The organism is uncultured Planococcus sp. (genome assembly GCF_947501725.1).
GTDB classification, from domain to species: domain Bacteria; phylum Bacillota; class Bacilli; order Bacillales_A; family Planococcaceae; genus Planococcus; species Planococcus donghaensis_C.
In genome coordinates this window covers 1-17,853 of sequence record NZ_CANMXD010000004.1, presented here as the reverse complement: position 1 = coordinate 17,853, position 17,853 = coordinate 1, and the positions used below count along the sequence as shown (strand labels likewise).

At 47.2% G+C, this 17,853-nt stretch carries 20 protein-coding genes; 14 read left to right on the top strand and 6 right to left on the bottom strand.

The annotated features are described in order from the left end of the window. Nucleotides 1-10: 10 nt before the first annotated feature. From Q0785_RS06635 to Q0785_RS06625, 3 genes are all read left to right on the top strand, one after another. Nucleotides 11-553, top strand: a complete 543-nt coding sequence (locus Q0785_RS06635; RefSeq protein ID WP_298827391.1) for an NADPH-dependent FMN reductase — start codon at nt 11-13, stop codon at nt 551-553. A gap of 22 nt (nt 554-575) precedes the next feature. After that, a complete protein-coding gene (locus Q0785_RS06630) occupies nt 576-1,379 on the top strand; it encodes a metallophosphoesterase (RefSeq protein ID WP_298827388.1) in 804 nt (267 codons plus the stop codon). A gap of 80 nt (nt 1,380-1,459) precedes the next feature. Then, the gene (locus Q0785_RS06625; protein ID WP_298827385.1) at nt 1,460-2,011 is read left to right on the top strand and encodes a DUF488 domain-containing protein; all 552 of its coding nucleotides are present in this window, start codon (nt 1,460-1,462) and stop codon (nt 2,009-2,011) included. A 132-nt stretch (nt 2,012-2,143) separates the two neighbouring features. Here the strand turns inward: Q0785_RS06625 and Q0785_RS06620 are convergent, their stop codons facing one another. Next, complete coding sequence (locus Q0785_RS06620; protein ID WP_298827380.1) at nt 2,144-3,118, bottom strand: proline dehydrogenase family protein; 975 nt, start codon at nt 3,116-3,118, stop codon at nt 2,144-2,146. Nucleotides 3,119-3,431: 313 nt separating this feature from the next. On the opposite strand from Q0785_RS06620, the gene Q0785_RS06615 reads away from it, so the two are divergent. Beyond that, a complete protein-coding gene (locus Q0785_RS06615; RefSeq protein ID WP_298827377.1) occupies nt 3,432-4,007 on the top strand; it encodes a GNAT family N-acetyltransferase in 576 nt (191 codons plus the stop codon). Continuing rightward, complete coding sequence (locus tag Q0785_RS06610) at nt 4,004-4,711, top strand: class I SAM-dependent methyltransferase (RefSeq protein ID WP_298827374.1); 708 nt, start codon at nt 4,004-4,006, stop codon at nt 4,709-4,711. The genes Q0785_RS06615 and Q0785_RS06610 overlap by 4 nt, the downstream gene beginning before the upstream one ends. Before the next feature lie 47 nt (nt 4,712-4,758). On the opposite strand, the gene Q0785_RS06605 is transcribed toward Q0785_RS06610, so the two are convergent. The 4 genes from Q0785_RS06605 to fdhF all read right to left on the bottom strand — a co-directional run bounded on the left by Q0785_RS06605 (nt 4,759) and on the right by fdhF (nt 10,166). Next, nucleotides 4,759-4,887, bottom strand: a complete 129-nt coding sequence (locus tag Q0785_RS06605; RefSeq protein WP_223642974.1) for a YhfH family protein — start codon at nt 4,885-4,887, stop codon at nt 4,759-4,761. Between the two features lie 78 nt (nt 4,888-4,965). After that, nucleotides 4,966-6,258 (bottom strand): isocitrate lyase, encoded by a 1,293-nt coding sequence (gene aceA, locus Q0785_RS06600; protein ID WP_298827371.1) that lies wholly within the window; start codon nt 6,256-6,258, stop codon nt 4,966-4,968. A 486-nt stretch (nt 6,259-6,744) separates the two neighbouring features. Continuing rightward, on the bottom strand, nt 6,745-7,224 hold the full coding sequence (locus Q0785_RS06595; protein WP_298827368.1) for a DUF1641 domain-containing protein: 480 nt from the start codon (nt 7,222-7,224) through the stop codon (nt 6,745-6,747). A 14-nt stretch (nt 7,225-7,238) separates the two neighbouring features. After that, on the bottom strand, nt 7,239-10,166 hold the full coding sequence (gene fdhF / locus Q0785_RS06590; RefSeq protein WP_298827366.1) for a formate dehydrogenase subunit alpha: 2,928 nt from the start codon (nt 10,164-10,166) through the stop codon (nt 7,239-7,241). Nucleotides 10,167-10,424: 258 nt separating this feature from the next. Here fdhF and Q0785_RS06585 point away from each other — a divergent pair, with 258 nt between their 5' ends. The 9 genes from Q0785_RS06585 (at nt 10,425) to moaA (ending at nt 17,425) form a co-directional block, all read left to right on the top strand. Next, nucleotides 10,425-10,808 carry a DUF2294 domain-containing protein gene (locus Q0785_RS06585; protein WP_223642966.1) on the top strand — a complete coding sequence of 128 codons (384 nt, stop codon included), beginning with the start codon at nt 10,425-10,427 and terminating at the stop codon, nt 10,806-10,808. Then, nucleotides 10,795-11,619, top strand: a complete 825-nt coding sequence (gene fdhD / locus Q0785_RS06580) for a formate dehydrogenase accessory sulfurtransferase FdhD (RefSeq protein ID WP_298827363.1) — start codon at nt 10,795-10,797, stop codon at nt 11,617-11,619. Before Q0785_RS06585 ends, fdhD begins: the two co-directional genes overlap by 14 nt. A gap of 246 nt (nt 11,620-11,865) precedes the next feature. Beyond that, nucleotides 11,866-13,149, top strand: coding sequence for an OFA family MFS transporter (locus tag Q0785_RS06575; RefSeq protein ID WP_298827360.1), 1,284 nt, complete (start codon nt 11,866-11,868; stop codon nt 13,147-13,149). A gap of 272 nt (nt 13,150-13,421) precedes the next feature. Beyond that, a complete protein-coding gene (glp, locus tag Q0785_RS06570; RefSeq protein WP_298827357.1) occupies nt 13,422-14,666 on the top strand; it encodes a gephyrin-like molybdotransferase Glp in 1,245 nt (414 codons plus the stop codon). Continuing rightward, entirely contained in the window at nt 14,654-15,175 is a 522-nt protein-coding gene (mobB, locus tag Q0785_RS06565; protein ID WP_223642958.1) for a molybdopterin-guanine dinucleotide biosynthesis protein B, read from the top strand. The genes glp and mobB overlap by 13 nt, the downstream gene beginning before the upstream one ends. Next, nucleotides 15,162-15,602 carry a molybdenum cofactor biosynthesis protein MoaE gene (locus Q0785_RS06560; protein ID WP_223642956.1) on the top strand — a complete coding sequence of 147 codons (441 nt, stop codon included), beginning with the start codon at nt 15,162-15,164 and terminating at the stop codon, nt 15,600-15,602. The genes mobB and Q0785_RS06560 overlap by 14 nt, the downstream gene beginning before the upstream one ends. Further along, entirely contained in the window at nt 15,599-15,832 is a 234-nt protein-coding gene (gene moaD, locus Q0785_RS06555; RefSeq protein ID WP_223642954.1) for a molybdopterin converting factor subunit 1, read from the top strand. The genes Q0785_RS06560 and moaD overlap by 4 nt, the downstream gene beginning before the upstream one ends. Further along, nucleotides 15,829-16,392, top strand: a complete 564-nt coding sequence (locus tag Q0785_RS06550) for a molybdenum cofactor guanylyltransferase (protein ID WP_223642952.1) — start codon at nt 15,829-15,831, stop codon at nt 16,390-16,392. Before moaD ends, Q0785_RS06550 begins: the two co-directional genes overlap by 4 nt. Nucleotides 16,393-16,408: 16 nt before the next feature. Further along, complete coding sequence (gene moaA, locus Q0785_RS06545) at nt 16,409-17,425, top strand: GTP 3',8-cyclase MoaA (protein WP_223642950.1); 1,017 nt, start codon at nt 16,409-16,411, stop codon at nt 17,423-17,425. A gap of 116 nt (nt 17,426-17,541) precedes the next feature. On the opposite strand, the gene Q0785_RS06540 is transcribed toward moaA, so the two are convergent. Continuing rightward, nucleotides 17,542-17,853: citrate/2-methylcitrate synthase (locus tag Q0785_RS06540; protein ID WP_298827337.1), on the bottom strand; the 312-nt coding region annotated here is incomplete at its 5' end.

The window sequence follows — 17,853 nt, the reverse complement described above, 5'->3', positions numbered from 1 at the left end:
GGAAAAGAAAATGAAAGTCGCAGTAATCGTAGGCAGCGTACGGAAAGATTCGTTCAACAGAAAATTAGCAGAGTTTGTCCAGGTGCGCTACGGCAGCCGTCTTGAAATGAAGATCCTGGATTTGAGCGTCTTGCCATTATACAGCCAGGACATTGAGAACAAAGAGCCGCAGGAAATTACGGATTTCAAGACCACTGTGAAAAAAGCGGATGCTGTGTTGTGGGTGACGCCTGAATACAACTCGACCATTCCAGGGGTGCTTGGCAATGCCATCGATTGGCTGTCGCGTGTCGATAAAGTGATGATCGGCAAACCATCATGGATCATGGGAGCTTCCATGGGCAATTTAGGGACAGTCAAAGCCCAGATGCATTTGCGTGATATCCTTTTTGCGCCAGGGCTTCAATCACCTGTACTGATCGGCAATGAAGTCTATATCGGTGCAGTTCATACGAAAATGGATGAAGCAGGGAATATCACAGATGAAGCGACTGTAGCTTTTTTGGATACAGTAGTTGATAATTTCGAGCAGTGGATGAAACACTTTCGTTAATCGGTTGAAGGGGGAATGACAAATGAAGATCGCCATCTTATCTGATATACACGAAGGTTTGAACCGTAAAAGGTCCGGCTCTGATGTTTTCGGGTTGTTGCAGGAATGGCTGGATCAGCATGAACCTGATGTATTTATCATCAGTGGCGATATGGCTTCAGGTCCCGAAAAGAGCCTGGGCCTTTTAAATCGATTGCAAAGCGGCTTCCCAAAAACTCAGGTCCTCTATGTCCATGGCAACCACGATGTATACCATGAGGATGCCGTTGATGCATATCATAAGCTGCTGCAGTTTGGCGGCAATCTTGGCAATGGGCCGGTCGACTTGAACGAAGAATGGGTTGTAATCGGTGATGGCGGTTGGTACGACTATACATTGGGTATGGAAGAGTTTACCGATGAGCAGTTTTCCGCCGGGCAATTCAACGATTTTACTTGGCCCGACAAAATCCATGTCCATTGGCCGGAGAATGATCGGGCAATCACTGGGAAGTATTTGGAGAAGCTGGAAAACTGGCTGATGGCCAATCAGGAAAAGAACATCATCCTGGTCAATCATTTTGTGCCGTTTGCCCATTTTCTACAAGTAAAAAACGATCCTGCTTGGGATTTCTTCAATGCCATGATGGGAAGCAAGGGTGTCGGGCAGCTTGCTGAAAAATATGGTGTTCAAAAAATGATTTTCGGCCATATCCATACCAGGTATCATGAGGAATACAAAGGCATCGACTGCATCTGTAATCCACTGGGCTATTTTCCACATGAATGGGTCCATGATACCGCACATGAAGAAATCGGTTCCACGATAAAAGTCATCGAAATCTGATGCATCGCCTCTCCATGTTTAATTGCTTCTTTTCCGAGGAATAGGGAAGTAAGAGCGAATTGGAGAGGCGGTTTTTCTAAATGGATATCTATACCATCGGCCATTCCAGCCACTCACAGGAAGTGTTCGATGCCATGCTGAAAGAAACCGGCATCGAGCTCCTGGGAGATGTCCGGGCGTTTCCGGGGAGCCGCAAATGGCCGCAGTTTTCCAAAGATGAATTTCCTGTTTGGCTTGAAGCTGAAGGAATCACTTATGAACATTTCCCGAAGCTTGGCGGCAGACGCCGGAAATCGAAAGATGTCCAGGAAGACCTGAATGCAGGCTGGCGCAACCAGTCTTTTCACAACTATGCGGATTATACGTTGACGGAAGAATTTCAAGAGGGCATTGAAGAACTGTTGGAGAAAGCGGCTGTCAAACGGACGGCTTACTGCTGTTCGGAACGTCACCCTGCACGTTGCCACCGGTTGTTGATCAGCAATTACCTGACCGCGAATGGCCACCGTGTTTTGCACATCATCGATGGCAAAAAAGGAGCAGTTGATATTGTAGAGCATGAAGTGGGGGTGTGGGGAGCAGAGGCAGTTGTGGATAAGGATGGTACAGTGACTTATCCTGCGGATGGATAAAGAAAACCCCAAATGAATTTACCTACTGAAAAAACCTGCGGGCCTTTTGAAGGCCTGCAGGTTTTTTTCATTTCATAGGTTCATCGGTCCGTGGTAATCTCCGTCAATGCGGATTTGACCTCAGAATGTGGCTTACGATTTCTTCCCAACCAGACGGCCGAGCAGGAATGCTCCGGCTACCATGCCGATCGCTGCATTGGTCTTTTTGGTGAATACCTGCTTTACGACCAGGTTCAAGTTCTGTGGGCGTTCTGCCAGTCTGCGCATGAAGTAGCCATACCAGTCTGTCCCAAAAGGAATGTACGTACAGAAATTATAGCCCTGTTTGGCAAGGTCCAACTGCATTTCCTTACGGAAGCCGTAAAGCATCTGGAATTCGAATTTTTCGTTCGGAATGTTGTGGTCAACCACAAATTGCTTCACATGTTCGATGACATTATGGTCATGTGTCGCAATGGAGGTGAACTTGCCGTTCAATAAGTGGTACTCGATCAGTTCAATAAAGTTGGCATCGATTTCTTCTTTGCTTTGATAGGCCACTTCTTCCGGTTCTTTATATGCGCCTTTGACAATACGCAGCCGGTAATTGCTGTATTTCTTGATATCATCTTCGGCCCGGATGAAATAGGATTGGATGACCGTCCCAATGTTCTCGAAGTCTTTCGACAATTCATCCAACAAGTCGAATGACGGTTGAAGACGTGCATAGTTTTCCATATCAAAATTAATGAAAATGCCGTAGTCAGCAGATTTAGCGACGATTTCCTTAATATTTTCCAGGCAAAATTCGTAGTCGATATCCAATCCGAGTTGTGACGGCTTTAAGGAAATGTGCGCATCCACTTTATGTTTATGGATGGCATCTACAACACCCAGAATCTGATTTTTTGCTTCCAGTGCTTCAGCTTTGTCATGGACAAATTCCCCTAGATTATCTATGGTGCAACTGATGCCTTGCGCATTCAATTCCTTGATGCTGCCAATGGCTTCTTCGATATTGGTTCCGGCTACAACACTGTGGGCGCCCAGCTTGAAGCCGTAGTTTTGTGCTGCTTTATTTAAAAGTTGGTTTTCTGATAGGTGGATGAAGAAATTTTTAACGATCATTTTTTTATTGCCCCAATCTTCTCTGTATTTTTTAACGGAACAAATTTTTGAAAGGATGGAAATGAAATTATAAATTAAGGAGAAAAAAGTTGCCGCAAAATATTTTTGCATTAATAATTATCTCTATCTATAATAATGCAAAAAAATAATGCATTTTGCAATCTTTATTTTTTAAATTTTGAACTTAATACAAAATTTTGATGAATTAGAGCCTCGAAAGTGACAATGGAGTGGACAGCTTTCGGAAATGTCTGGTTCTGGTAAACTATAGATAAAGAAAAAGCTGATGCCACTGAAAGAAAGGGGGAGGCGAATGGACACAAAATATCTTTTTGAATCACAGCGGCTGGGTTTTAGGGGGTGGAAAGAAAACGACCGGAATCCGTTCGCAGCTATGGCGGAGGATCCGGAAGTGATGCAGTATTTTCCGAAGCCGTTGGCAAAAGAAGAAGCTGCCAGGTTGATCGGGCGATTCGAAACGCATATGGAGGAAAAAGGCTATACAATGTGGGCAGTGGATCGGAAAGAAGATGGAGTGTTCATCGGCTTTATCGGATTGCTTGAAATAACAATCCCGATTGAAGCGCAGGGAGCAGCGGAAATCGGATGGCGGCTGGATAAACGCTTCTGGAAAAAGGGCTACGCCGTCGAAGGGGCGAGAGCCTGCTTAGCCTACGCGTTCGGTCCATTAGGCATGACTGAAGTCTATTCGTTCACTTCGGTGATCAATCAGCCCTCTGAAACCGTCATGAAGCGGATTGGAATGACAAAAGTAGGCGAGTTCGAGCATCCGAAGCTGGGTCGAGAGAGTCCGCTGAAAAAGCATGTGCTGTACAAAATCAACAGACAAGAAGCGGGAAAATTGATGAATCAGGGGGATGAACGATGAAAAAGCAATTGCTGGAGACATTCAACGAATTGGCAGGCGTCTATGAAACGATGGGAGACGAGAATAACCTCTACAATACACAATATGAAAGACCTGCAATGATGCAGCATATTCCGGTTGATCTGACCGGGTTCCGGGTACTCGATGCGGGTTGTTCGGCAGGTTGGTATTCCAGGCAATTAGCCGACAGAGGAGCGCAAGTGACAAGCGTTGACATGAGTCCAGAAATGATCGCTTCCACTAAAAAGCTTATGGGTGAAAATGCTGATGTGCACTGTCTTGACTTGGAAGAACGCTTGCCATTTGAAGACCACAGCTTTGGTTTTATCGTCAGTTCACTGACGCTGCATTACTTGAAGGACTGGCCGGCTGTTCTTGCTGAATTTAGCCGGGTATTGGAGCGGGGCGGAAGCTTTTTGTTATCGATCCATCATCCGTTGACGGACCTTCAGCTTTTGGAGGAATCACAATATTTTTCTACTGAGCTGATCGTCGATCAATGGAATAAAGGCGGGAGGACCTATCATGTGCCATTTTACAGAAGGCCGTTGAGTGAGATCCTCAACAACCTGCTTGTTGATTTTTCAATTGAACATGCAACTGAGCCGCAACCCACCCAGCTATTCAAGGAACTGGCACCTGAACAATACAGTAGGCTGATGAAAAGCCCGAATTTCCTGATTTTGAAAGCACTTAAAAAGTAAAAAGGCAAAAAAACCCCACTCGGCAGACCGAGTGGGGTTTTTAAGTTCTATTCGTCTTGCTTGCACATGCAGCGTTCGCATTCATAGATGATTGACTGGTGCTGCTCCTTGATTTCGCATCCGCACTCGCGGCATTCTTTCATTGAGCGTGTCTCATATGTTTTAGTCGTTTTCATAATGATCTCCTCCAATAGGTTAGTTTGGTTTGAATGCCGTGGCGTAGGAATGGATGCTAATCGACAGGTATGGTTCGCTTACTTAGTTGTTGTGAATTGAGCTGTTTCAGTCGAGCCCTTCATAGCTGTAGTTGAGCTTGTTCCGCCAGATACGATCTGCGAGATCTCATCGAAGTAGCTTGTCCCAACTTCACGCTGATGGCGTGTTGCAGTGTAGCCTTTCGATTCGTTGGCGAATTCAGCTTGCTGCAGCTTCGAGTATGCCGCCATGCCGTTATCTTTGTAATCATGAGCAAGTTCGAACATGCTGTGGTTCAATGAGTGGAAGCCAGCCAATGTAACGAACTGGAACTTGTAGCCCATCTTGCCAAGTTCAACCTGGTATTTCGCGATTGTTTCTTCATCAAGCTTCGCTTTCCAGTTGAATGAAGGTGAGCAGTTGTAAGCCAGCAACTTGCCCGGGAATTCTGCATGGATCGCATCAGCGAATTGCTGAGCTTCTTCCAAATTCGGGTGAGAAGTTTCACACCAGACAAGATCCGCATAAGGTGCGTATGCCAGGCCGCGTGCGATAGCTTGGTCGATACCAGCGTTCGTACGGTAGAAGCCTTCTGGTGTGCGTTCGCCTGTGATGAAGGCGTGGTCGCGTGGATCGATGTCGCTTGTGATCAAATCAGCTGCATCTGCATCTGTGCGTGCGATGATGATGGTCGGTACGCCAAGTACATCAGATGCCAATCGAGCAGAAACCAAATTTCTTATCGCGTTTTGAGTTGGAAGCAATACCTTGCCGCCCAAATGTCCGCATTTTTTCTCTGAAGCCAGTTGGTCTTCAAAGTGTACGCCAGCCGCGCCTGCTTCGATCATTGCTTTCATCAATTCGTAGACATTCAACGGTCCGCCGAAGCCAGCTTCAGCATCTGCTACGATTGGTGCGAACCAGTCAAAGCCTTCTGTACCTTCAACGCCGTCGATTTGATCTGCACGTTGAAGCGCTTGGTTAATTTTCTTTACTACATCAGGTACTGAATTGACAGGGTACAAACTTTGGTCTGGGTACATTTGGCCTGCAGAGTTAGCATCTGCAGCTACTTGCCAGCCGCTCAGGTAGATTGCTTTTAAGCCTGCTTTAACCTGTTGAACTGCTTGGTTACCAGTTAGAGCACCCAGAGCATTCACAAAATCTTCTTCGTGAATCGAGCGGAACAAACGTTCAGCGCCTTTTCTCGCCAATGTATGTTCAATCTGGATAGAACCGCGAAGTTTTACAACTTCCTCAGCTGTGTACGAACGTTCAATGCCGTTCCAGCGTTCGTCCTGTTCCCAGCTCTTATTCAGTTCCTCGATTTGTTGTTGTTTGTTTGTAGTCATGTCATCCATCCCTTTCTGGTTTGAGAAATTATTTAACAATCTGTATTAATACAGTTTGTTTTCTTGTTAATTAATATATAACAGAAAAGGAAAGTTGTCTTGAAAATTGGATAAAAGCGAGTATTTCATGATAAAAGCACATATCCAGCGATAAAGGAGTTCGAGTATTCTGACAGGTGTTGCAATCTAATTTCATAAAAGACCCTAAGAAAGTTGCAGAGCTAAAAGAGTTGTTATGCACGAGCAACAAACCTAAAGAGTTATATATAGAAGGAACACAAAAATAGCTGCAGATGAATCCTGTGCTTAGATCCGCAATCCAGCTGGAGGAAAGAGGGAAATCACTCACAAACTCTATTCAATTCCTTCTATATAATAGAGGCATCTTGAGGTTGCTGTTTGATTCGCCAGTAGAAAGTAAAAAACAGCCACGGCTATAAAGAAAGCTGTGGCTGTTTCTATAAGGAAATATACTTTTCAAAATTCTTAACGATCCAATCCTTTTCCCATGCCTTTCAGGAAATTAAGACCGAACTTGATGGTGCGGTTGATGTCAGGATCTCTGAAGGCCTTCACCAGCTGAAATACGCCGAGTTTTTTGCCGTTCTGATTCTGCGTTTCCGCTTCTTTCAATCCGTTCACGACACTTGAAGCCAGTTTACCAGTTGATGCGGGGTCAATTGCCGTCAATGCACCGGCAGCACTCATCATATTATTGATGAGATTGGTCACCGGTTCACGCGTCGCTTGTCCCATCACTACTTCAGCAATGCCTTCTTTTGCTTTGACCATCGCGAGAATCGCATCGAGAACTCCTGCATCGTCCAAATCCCCCGTGATGGCTAACAGTTTGTTGAGTGCCTGATCCTGTTCAGCAATCAATGTTTCCAGTTCATAAAGCTTTTGCTGACGGATTTCTTCAGTGGTCCATTCCTTTTTCTTGATCTGCGTTATTGGACTTGCCATAGGACATCACCTTTCTATCGTTGATCTGTCAAATGCACATAGCCTTCACGTGCCCATTTGCGTTCTACTTCAATTCCGGATTGCGGGGTCCGTTTCTTATCCCGCGGATTTGATTTCGGCAACGGGCGTTTAACATGATCCTTCAGCACTTCCATGCGGACTTTGGTCTGCTTATAGGCAGGTGTATTGGTACGCTGATCGACGGCAGGGCCTGTCAGGAAATTGATGGCCGTTTCTTTTTTCGTCGAGTTCATCGGAAGGAACAGCTCGTTGCCTTTCACTCGTTTGGTTACAATGACCGGTAACTTCAAGGCGCCGTAAGGAGAGACGAGTCGAACAGTTGATCCGTCTTCCAGTCCGCGTTCTTTTGCCAGTTGCGGAGATACTTCAACGAAGGTCTCAGGCAATTTGGAAATGATGCCTTTGGACTTATCGGTCATATTGCCTTCATGGAAATGTTCCAACAAGCGGCCGTTGTTGATATGAAGATCATATTCTTCAGGGAAGACAACAGGTTCCACCCAATCGGATAAGGCGAAACGTGCTTTTTTATCCGGGAAATTAAAGCCGTCGACGTACAGGAGCGGCGTGCTTTCTCCTTCTAGGCTTCCCCAGAGGAAGCTGTTCCATCCTTCCATAGAAGCGTAATCCGCTTTCGCGAACAGGGGAGACAAACTAGCCATTTCCGCAAAAATCTCACTTGGATGGCTGTAGTTCCAGCCTGCACCCAAACGGTTGGCGATTTCCTGGACAATCCACCAATCCGCTTTTGACTGGCCAAGTTCCGGAAGTGCTTTGTACAGACGCTGGACGCGGCGTTCAGTGTTGGTGAAAGTGCCATCTTTCTCAAGCGATGGCGCTGCCGGAAGAATGACGTCCGCATATTGTGCCGTCCGGGAGAAGAAGATGTCCTGGACTACGAAGAAGTCGAGTTTTGCTAACACTTCATCTACATGGTTGGCGTTGGAATCCACCAAAGCCATATCTTCACCGACGACATACATCGCTTTCATAATGCCTTCGTCAACAGCCTGCAGCATTTGGATATTGTCCATACCCGGCTTGTCATCGATTTTCACGCCATAAGCCCGTTCAAATTTCTGGCGGGCATTGTCATCGGTCACATGCTGATAACCTGGCAGCCACCCTGGCAATGAACCCATGTCGCAGGCGCCTTGCACATTATTGTGGCCGCGAAGCGGGTAAGCGCCTGCACCGGGACGGCGGTAATTGCCTGTTGCCAGCAAAAGATTGGAAATTGCGGCTGATGTATCTGAACCGCCGGTGTTTTGTGTAACGCCCATACCCCAAAGGATACAGGTGCCATCAGCATCACGGATCATTTCAGCTGTGCGGATCAAGATTTCTTTCGACACGCCGCTGCGTTGTTCAGCATATTCCAATGTATATTGGTCAAGCACTTCTTTAAAGTCATTGAAATAATTGACATTGTCATCGATGAACTGCTGATCGTGCCAGCCCTGGTCGATCATGTATTTCGTGACGGCCATAAGCCATACCTGGTCTGTTCCTTGCTTCGGTGTAATGAATATATCCGAACGCTCAGCCATTTCATTTTTACGCATATCGGCCACAATCAATTTCTGGCCGTGCAATTTATGGGCACGTTTGACGCGAGTCGCTAACACGGGATGACCTTCTGCAGGATTGGCTCCTACGATGATGACAAGACCGGCGCTCGCAATGTCTTTGATCGTACCGGCATCGCCACCCATTCCGACTGTGCGGAACAATCCGTCCGTCGCTGGGGACTGGCAGTAGCGTGAGCAATTGTCCACGTTATTCGTTTCAAATACCTGACGGCTCAGCTTTTGGATGATGTAATTGTCTTCATTGGTGATTTTTGAAGAAGAAATGACACCGATGGAATCTTTGCCGTTTTTTTCTTTGATCGTTTTGAATTTTGAAGCGACCAGATCAAGCGCCTCTTCCCAGCTGGCTTCAACGAACTCGCCATTTTTTCGGATCAGGGGAGTGGTGATGCGCTCTTCGCTGTTGACGAAATCCCAGCCGAATTTGCCTTTCACACAAGTGGAAATCGCATTTGCCGGAGCTTCTGAAACCGGCTGGATCTTCAGGATTTCGCGGTCTTTTGTCCAAATTTCAAATGAACAGCCGACGCCGCAAAATGTGCAGACGGTTTTGGTCTTTTTCGTCCGTGTTTCACGCATCTTAGCTTCAGCGTCGGATACAGCCATGATGCCGCTGTATCCTGGTTCAACATCTTTCACCAAGTCAATCATCGGCTGAAGGATCTTTTCAGGAATGGCAGTCATGAAGCCCGCTTCGCCAAGCATCGACGTTTCCATCAATGCATTGCATGGGCAGGCGGTAACGCATTGGCCGCAGCTGACGCAGGAAGAATCATTGATTTTGGCGCCGCCATCCCATAGGACGATCGGCCGGTCGCGTGACCAGTCCATTGTCAGCGTTTCATTGACCTGCAGGTTCTGGCAGACTTCTACGCATTGGCCGCAGGCGATGCACTGGTTCGGATCGTAGCGGTAGAAGGGGTTGGTCAAATCGACTTCATCGACTGTACATTTCGGTTCAAACGGATATTTTTGATGCTCGATCTCCATCATGTCGACGGTATTATGGACTTTGCAATTGCCGTTGTTATTATCGCAGACTGTACAGTACAGCAAATGGTTTTCGAGAATCCGGTCCATGGCTTCGGTCTGCGCTTCTTTGGCGCGAGGGGAAGCCAGTTGAACTTCCATTCCAGCGGTTGCCGGAGTCGAGCAGGCGCGCACAAGCTTTCCGTCAACTTCGACGATGCATGTATCGCAGGTCTTGATCGGATCGACTTCAGGCATATAACAGATTTGCGGGTGAAGAATTTTTTCTTCGTTCAGCACCTGTAAAATGGTTTTCCCCTGTTCGAATTCGACAGGTGAGCCGTTAATTTTGATGGACATGTCAAAACCTCCTTTTTGGGAATAAAAAAATCCACTATGAAGAACACACTTGACAAGTGCATCTGTTTCATAGTGGAATAGTGTCTTAACAGGACTTGTTAAATGACCAATCCAACCGTATAGGGTAAAGTGAAAGCGCTGCCGCATCAAAGTACGGCAAGACCAACATATGCTATTATTATAAACAGTAAAATGGAGATGCACAACCAGAAGTTCAAATAGTCAAAAAAAACGAGTCCGAAAGAGGAGAAGATCCATATGTCCAGACAGATCCATGAGTTCAATGACATCATTCGAAAGCTGCGGAAAAACCTTTTCGGTAAAGGGCCGGAGCGCATCCAGACGATCTTTGTAAATGACATGGCCATCGCAACTTTGTATGGAAACCTGAGTCCTTCAGAACAGTTTATCGCCAGAACACCGGAAGGCAGGGAGATGGTGCACGCTGCACGGACGCGGATGATCCAGAGCGTCTATGCCACAGCTGCTCCGGAAGGTATGGAGAAACTGGTCGGCGCGAAATTCGTCCATCTGTTTTCGGATATCAAAGTTGAAGATGATATTGCAGTATCTGTCTTTCTTTTCGACCGGCCAATCGATAAGAGCGGCGAAGGGGGAGGCAAATCGGATGCAGCAAGATAAAACACGTAAAATCCTCCGTTACGAGAAGGGGGTATTTACTGAAAAAGAAGACCAAGTGGTAGTCGAACAGCCTGCCACCATCAAAATCAACGGCAAGGAATTCATCACCATCGTCTGTTCTCCTGAAAACATGGAAGAGATGGCAATCGGTTTTTTGGTTTCTGAGCGCATCATCCCCAATTACCGGGACATCCAGGAAATCCGGGTGGATGAAAAGAATGGAACGGTTCATGTTACCGCTGAAAAAGTCTATCCGTTTTTCGAGCAGCTTCAGAATAAACGGTTCATCAGTTCCTGCTGTGGCATGAGCCGTCAGGGATTTGTCTTTGCGCATGACGCCATGATCGCCAAGAAAATGTCCGATGTCCGGGTGACACTGACCCCGAAAAACTGTTTTCAGCTGATGGATGACATGTCAGCTTCAGCGGAGATGTTCAAGCAGACGGGCGGCGTCCACAATGCGGCGCTCTGTGACGCAAACGGCATCATCGTTTCGCGGATGGATATCGGCAGACATAACGCATTGGACAAAATCTATGGGCATTGCTTGATGAACAAGATCGACGTCCGCAACAAAGTCATCGTTTTCAGCGGCCGGATTTCTTCTGAGATTCTACTTAAGGTTGCGAAGATCGGCTGTGAAATCGTTTTGTCGAAATCAGCTCCGACAGAACTGGCATTGACACTGGCTGATGAGTTGGGAATCACGGCAGTCGGCTTTATCCGCGGTGGATCGTTTAATCTATACACGCATCCAGAACGGATTGTCACGGAAGAAACTTCCGGTTTGATGAAAAATAAAATCAGGTGACAAAAAAAGGGAAGGGTGCTATGCTTCTAATCGTCTTACTATTCAGTAAGCTGATATGGCCATATGCCCTAATATTTCCAACTGAAGATGCCCGGATTTAAGTGATCCTTCCGCCGTTTAAATCCTGGATTTTCCGCCTTCCTCACATGGTGAATATTAGCCTAAAAAAAGATAAAACTAATGGTTTCGAAGCCTGGAACCATTTTATATATGCTTTTATTATTGACAACAGGAGGTTAGGGGAAGATGAAAAAGAAGCCGAAAAACAGATGGTTGATTGCGTTATCTGCAGTTGGGATACATATTTCAATCGGTTCTGTCTACGCATGGAGCAATTTTACGAATCCGTTGATCGATCAGTTTGGATGGTCCACCAGCCAAGTGCAATTGACGTTCAGTATCGCCATCCTGTTCCTGGGATTGTCAGCCGCCTTTTTCGGCAGCTTTGTTGAAAAGTATGGACCGCGAAAAGCGGGACTTGTAGCAGCATTTTTCTTTGGGATCGGAATTATCGGATCGGGATTTGCTGTAAGCGCTTCCTCTTTGCCGATGCTCTATGTTTTTTACGGAGCACTCGGCGGAATCGGGCTTGGAATCGGCTATATCGCACCGGTTTCAACTCTGGTAAAATGGTTCCCGGACCGCCGTGGCTTAGCCACTGGTCTTGCAATCATGGGCTTTGGCTTCGCTGCAGCCATCAGCAGCCCGATCATGGAAATGCTCATCACTTCTGTCGGAGTGGAACAGACATTTTATATTCTAGGTGCTGCCTATTTAACCATCATGGTCTTGTCATCTCTGTACCTTGAAAAACCGGAAGAAGGCTGGGCGCCTGCAGGCTTTGAAGAAAAGGTCAACAGTGGCAAAGCAGAACGGAAAATCGATTTGTCCCAGCTGACAGCCAATGAAGCGGTTAAAACAAAGCGCTTTTATTATCTATGGTTCATGCTGTTCATCAATGTAACTTGCGGCATCGCAATCTTATCTGCCGCAAAACCGATGGCTATCGACAGCATCGGCATGACCACTGTTCAAGCGGCAGCGCTAGTCGGTGTTCTCGGAATCTTTAACGGCCTCGGCCGTCTTGGATGGGCTGCAGTTTCCGATTATATCGGACGCCCGAATACCTATACTGCCTTCTTTGTGATCCAGATCGCGTTATTCGCGTTATTGCCATTCACGACCAACGCGATTTTCTTCCAAATTATGCTGGCAATCATCTACACTTGCTACGGCGGTGGGTTCGCTTCGATTCCAGCATATATCGCAGATATTTTCGGTACCAAGCAGCTCGGAGCAATTCACGGCTATATCCTGACTGCCTGGGCAGCAGCGGGACTGGCTGGACCGTTATTCGCTGCATTCATGAAGGATAAAACCGGAAGCTACGAAAGCAGCCTGCTGTTCTTCGCCGGCCTATTTGTTATAGCCTTGGTAATCTCTTTAGTCATTCGTCTCGATATCCGCCGGATCCGGGCCAAGAATGCAGAAATCAAAGTACCTGTTGCACCTGAAGTCGTCAGCGATTAAAGTGGAACGGCCAATTGAATGGGAAAACAATTCCTTCAATAAGTAAAAGATGGACACAATTCCTGAAAAAGCCTTGAATGCGTCATTTCTCAAGGCTTTTTTTGTTTTATTCCTAAACGGCGGTTTGACAGCCTACTTAGGTTTGTATAAGTTTAATACGATAAGGACTATACTTAAGAAGAGAAAGACAGACAGATGGCGCATGAAAATATACATAGGAAAAACTCACGTTTTTTTGGAGAGAAAAACGAACTTGAAGGAGATGGACTACAATGGTTGAGAAACGCAATCCGATTCCTGTCGCCGAAGCGGTCAAGAAAGTATTGGATCATGCTTTTCCGCTGGGCACTGAAACGGTGGAATTGGAAGAAAGCTATGGCCGCATTTTGGCTGAACCGATAGTTGCTTCAAGTGATGTACCGCCGTTCAACCGGTCTCCTTATGACGGCTACGCAATCCGTTCTATGGATTCCAGTGGAGCGTCAGGAGATAACCGGATCGGCTTCACCGTGATCGATCATATTGGAGCGGGTGAAGTATCAGCCAAAAAGTTGGGCGCGGGTGAGGCAATCCGGATCATGACCGGAGCACAGCTGCCGGAAGGCGCTGATGCAGTCGTAATGTTCGAACAGACAGTGGAGTCAACGGGCAGCATCACCATCCGCAAGCCGTTTGAAGCATTGGAAAATGTTTCTCTACAGGGGGAGGATCTCCGGCAAGGCGAAATGGTCATCGACAGCGGCAGCTTGATCAATCCTGGAACCATCGCGCTACTTGCAACTTTCGGCTATCCACAGGTTTCGGTGGCTAAACAGCCGATTGTGGGCATCCTGTCCACCGGAACCGAATTACTGGAGGTTGGAGATGCACTGGTGCCTGGAAAAATACGCAACAGCAATGGACCGATGATTGTGGCGCAGTTGAGGCGGATGGGCTTCCGCTGCAAAATGTACGGCATGTCGATCGACCGATTGGATGAAAGTTATGAAGTGGTCAAAAAAGCAGCTGAAGAGACCGATTGCCTGATCACTACAGGTGGGGTTTCCGTCGGCGATTTTGACTTTCTGCCCGCAATCTACGAACGGCTCGGAGCTGAGGTGTTGTTCAATAAAGTGGCGATGCGCCCTGGAAGTGTGACGACCGTTGCGGTGGCGAACGGACGTTATCTGTTCGGTTTGTCCGGCAATCCGTCCGCTTGTTTTACGGGCTTTGAATTGTTTGTTCGCCCGGCGCTCTTGAATATGATGGGAGCCCGCAAACTTTATTTGCCGCACACGACAGCGGTGTTGGGAGAGGATTTCACCAAAGCCAATCCGTTCACCCGCTTTATCCGTGCCACATATGATGGGGAAACAGCAACGCCGGCTGGATTCAATAAGTCGAATGCTGTATCATCTATCGCACGAGGCAATGCGTTGATCGTCCTTCCAGGCGGTACACGCGGTTTCCAGGCGGGCGATGCAGTTGATGTGCTGCTTCTGGGCATGGAAGAAGGGTCTGGCAAATGGAAACTGTAAAAGTGCTGCAGGTGGTCGGCTTTAAGAACAGCGGTAAAACTACACTTACTTTAGATTTGCTCAAACAGGCAAAAAATAGAGGAAAGACTGTTTCCACCATTAAGCATCATGGCCACGGAGGTTCACTTGAGCTGCCGTCCGCACAAACTGACAGCATGCGATCATTTGAAGCGGGGGCTGATTGTTCCATTGCTTTTGGCGGTGGGGTCGTTCAACTGCATCAGCGAAAACAAAAAGCGACACTGGATGAACTGATTGCTCTTGCATCGATGGGGAATCCGGACTTGATTTTAGTGGAAGGCTTCAAAGAAGCTGATTATGAAAAAATCGTTTTGCTGCGCTCAGCCGAAGATTGGGTGGAGCTTCAACAGTTAAAACAGATCGCATTAGTGGTCACGCAGGAAATATTGGGACTGGACAAGATTCCAATGGTTCTGCAGAATGACAGTAAGCGAATGCAATCTTGGTTTATTAATTGGATGGATGGTGACAGAAATGAAAACATTTGAAATAGTGACAGAAGCGATCAATCCTCAACTGTATGCAGATATAGTGCTGCGGCCTGAAGCGGGTGCAGTAACTTTATTTACCGGACATGTCCGTGAATGGACAAAAGGAGTACGAACGCTGCATTTATCGTATGAAGCCTATGTGCCGATGGCAGAGAAGAAACTGGCTCAGATCGGCGAAGAAATCGAAGAGCGCTGGGAAGGGACGAAAGTGGCGATTGCCCACCGCATTGGAGAGTTGCAGATCAGCGATATCGCAGTTGTTATCGCCGTTTCGTCGCCGCACCGGAAAACAGCTTACGAGGCGAATGAATACGCCATTGAACGCATAAAAGAAATTGTGCCGATCTGGAAAAAGGAAATATGGGAAGACGGCGAAGAATGGATCGGCGACCAGAAGAAAAAACCGGAAGGGGAATTGACATGATCAGCTTGCGTTATTTTGCTGGACTCCGGGAACAGACCGGAGTTACCGAAGAACAAGTGGATATGGCCGGACGGACAGTAGCGGAACTTTGGGAATGGGCAACCGAAAAATACCCGGATTTCCTTTCAGGAGCTGCACGCGTTGCGGTTAATGAAGAATACGCATTGCCGACGGATGTTTTGGAAGCTGGAGATATCGTGGCTTTTATCCCGCCGGTAAGCGGGGGATGAATTCGACAGTAGGCATCCTTCTGGCTGGCGGACTATCACGCCGTTATGGTTCACCTAAAGCCTTTGCATCCGTTGATGGAGAGATGTTTTATGAACGTGCATACAAGGCTTTGGCTGGTGCCTGTGATCATGTGGTCATTATTTCCAGACCGGAGCTGGTCGCTCGTTTTTCACCTGAAGTGGACGTCATCACAGATCTCGACTGGATTGCAGGAGAGGGGCCTTTAGCTGGAATCCTGTCAGGAATGTCTGCAAGACGCGCCCGGAAGTACGTGGTGCTGCCTTGTGATATGCCTTTTGTAGGGCCAGATGAAACGGCGAAACTGATGGCCTTGGCCGACAGTTCGGCCGACATTACAGCAGTAAGAAATTCAGCTGAAAAAATCCCATTGTTCAGCATTTGGGATATTCGAGTCAAAGAACAGTTGCAGCAGGAGTTGGAAGCTGGCCAATTGCGCGTCATGAAGTTTATGGAACAAGTAACTACCGAGTGGATCGATTCATCACAGATTCATGAAGATCCGCTCGTTTTTCGCAACCTGAATCAGCCCGATGACTAAAAGAGGGGGTGGCGTAATGGCCATTAAACCAATAGAGGACCAGTTTCAACGTCCAATACGGGATCTGCGGATTTCGGTTACCGATCGCTGCAATTTCCGTTGTTCCTATTGCATGCCAAAAGAAGTTTTCGGTGATGATTATGCATTTTTGCCAAAACAGGAATTACTGTCATTTGAAGAAATCCATCGCTTGACTAAGATTTTTGTGGCGATGGGTGTCAAAAAGATCCGGCTTACAGGCGGTGAACCACTCATGCGCCGAGGATTGCCTGAACTTGTCGAGAAAATCCTTTCGGTTGAAGGTGTGGAGGATATCGGCTTGACGACGAATGGCCTGCTTCTGGGAAATCAGGCGCAGGCACTTTACGATGCAGGTCTGCGGCGCTTGAACATCAGCCTGGATGCGCTTGATCCTGAGCTTTTCGGCAAACTGAACGGCAGAGGGGTCGATCCATCACATATCCTGAAGCAAATTGACTTTGCCCAACAGGTCGGCTTTGAAATCAAAGTGAATATGGTCGTCCAAAAGGATGTCAATGAACAGGAAATCCTTCCTATGACAGCGTATTTCAAAGAGCGGGGTATTACATTGCGCTTCATCGAATTCATGGATGTCGGTAATGACAATGGCTGGAGCTTCAAGAAAGTCGTGACGAAAAAACAGATTCTTGAGAAGCTGCAGACAGTCTACAAGCTGGATTCTGTCGATAAGGATTATTACGGCGAAGTGGCCAAGCGCTACCGTTTTGAAGAAGGGGATGCTCAAATCGGATTCATCACCTCCGTTTCGGAATCCTTCTGTTCCTCCTGTACACGTGCCCGTCTTTCATCAGACGGCAAATTCTACACATGTTTGTTCGCTACCGGCCATTTCGATATTCGTGAATTGATACGGAGTGGCTTGAGCGATGAGGAGTTATTGGAGAGAATATCTGCTGTTTGGGAGCGAAGGGATGACCGCTACTCAGATGAACGCACGGAGTTGACAGCGAAAAACCGCAATAAAATCGGCATGTCCTATATCGGCGGATAGTCCATCCGAACATGAAAAAGGCGATTCCTGTATTCTCAGGAATCGCCTTTTTGGGTTGTAGTTAAGTTGAAAAGTCTATATCGTCCAGATAGAGAATGGAACGGATCTATTACGTCTTATCTTTCTTCAACCGGCACATATGTCTGCATGCCAGGCCCGATGTATTCCGCGCGCGGGCGGATCAGGCGGTTATTCGCATACTGCTCAAGGATGTGAGCCAGCCAGCCGGATGTGCGGGAAACCGCAAAGATCGGCGTGAACAGGTCATGTTCGATGTTCAGGCTGTGGTAGACCGAAGCCGAGTAGAAATCCACGTTCGGCGGAAGGTTTTTCTGGCCTGTGACGATATCATCGATTTTCACCGACATGTCGTACCATTTTTCTTCGCCGCGGATCTTCGTCAGTTTCTGGGACATTTCACGCAGGTG